This is a genomic window from Limnobaculum eriocheiris (assembly GCF_021010575.1).
GTDB lineage: Bacteria > Pseudomonadota > Gammaproteobacteria > Enterobacterales > Enterobacteriaceae > Limnobaculum > Limnobaculum eriocheiris.
In genome coordinates this window covers 1-1,637 of sequence record NZ_JAJNAG010000092.1, presented here as the reverse complement: position 1 = coordinate 1,637, position 1,637 = coordinate 1, and the positions used below count along the sequence as shown (strand labels likewise).

Below are 1,637 nucleotides of genomic sequence, written 5' to 3'. Positions count from 1 at the left end.
ATCAAAATAACTATTTTTGAACCGTCCCGTATTAATCGTAATATCACCGTCATAGGTCTCAATCGTCCCTGAACGGTTCAGCACCAGACTGTTGGCATTCCCTGCCGCATCCTTCTGCATCCACAGGTTGTTACCCGCCAGAATATCGCCCTTCAGGTTACTGATTTTATCGGCAAACAGTCGCATATCCCCGGCCGCATACAGCAACGTGCTGTTAGTGATGTCGTTAACCGCGCTCAGGCGTAAATCCCCCGCGGCACCGGTAAAGCCGCTGTGATTAATGGAGTTCTGACTGGTTATTTCAATATTGCCGCCGGACTGAAGGTTGCTGTTGTCACCCAGTACAATATCCGCACCGCTTAATTTAAGAACGCCGGTGCCCGCAGCAATTTTCCCCTGACTGGTCAACAGACCGCCGCTGGTCAGGCTGACGCTTTGCCCCTGTAAGGTGCCATTTTGCGTCAGTGCACCCGCGGTGCTGAGGGAGAGCACATTGCCCGCCGCGATGGTACTGTTGTGGGTGAAATCCTGACTAAGGCGAACAGAAATATCCGTCAGTGCCAGTATCTGACCAGAGTGATTTAATACATCGCTGATTAACATCAGATTACCGCCACTGAACAACTTACCATGAGTTTGGTTATCGGTCAGTTGGGTATTTATATCCAGTTGGTTTAGCGCCAGTACCGTACCGCTGTTGGTGAACGCCTGTCCGTTAATCGCAACGGTTTTCCCTTGCAATGCGCCCTGTTGGTTCACGAGGGTACCATTGAGTGTCAGCCCGGCGTCAGATTGCATGGTGCCCTGATGATTGATATCCGCACTGGTTAAAGTCAGGTCACCGCCGGAAACCAGCGTTCCCTGTAACAGCGCATTCTGACTGGCATTCAGACTCATGCCTTGCCGTGCCTGAATATGGGCACTGTCCAGCGCAGTTAATAACGGAGATTCCAACGATAAGGTACCACCGGCAGACATCAGCCCGGCTAAGGTACTGGCAAAAGCCATCACGGCAATATGACCATCGCTTAACAGCTGGCTTCCACCAAAGGTATTCAGGGTGGTGGTATTCACCCGGATATCATTCTGAGCTTTAATCGAACCCGCCAAATCAATACGTGCAGACTCAAGGGTCATGCTGCCATCACTGAGTAACAGCCCTGACGGGTCAACCTTCAGCCACTGGCGTGCAATCAGGTTTAACCCCTGCTGTGAGCCAAGGCTGCCGGACAGCGTGACATTATCCGCCGTCAGCATCGTATGACCACCGGACAGCATAATGCCGCCGTTATTTACCGTTCCGGCGGTGACATTCTGTAAACCCTGCGCCTGAATTTTGCCCTGATTGTTCAGTGCAGTTACATTAATGGTGCTGTTGCCGTTGGTGACAAACAGCCCCCGATTGAGCCACTCGCCGGTGGTCAGTGACAGGGAACTCCCGGAACTCATCTCTCCCAGGCTATCTGCGCGCTCAGTAGTCACCACATTCAGATTTTGCTGAGCCTGAACCTTTGACTGCGCGCCGGTTTGCAGACGGGTTCCACTCAATGCGATATTCTGTCCGGCGCTGACGTTACCCTCCAGCGCCAGATGGCCTCCCTCAAGGCTGACGTCTGTTAAACCTGTTACACGGGAAG

The 1,637-nt window shown here is 52.6% G+C and carries 1 protein-coding gene; it reads right to left on the bottom strand.

Annotated elements, in window-relative coordinates; translation table 11 throughout:
• A partial coding sequence (locus tag LPW36_RS17590) for an autotransporter outer membrane beta-barrel domain-containing protein (RefSeq protein ID WP_476738499.1) occupies positions 1–1,637 on the bottom strand: 1,637 nt, incomplete at both ends.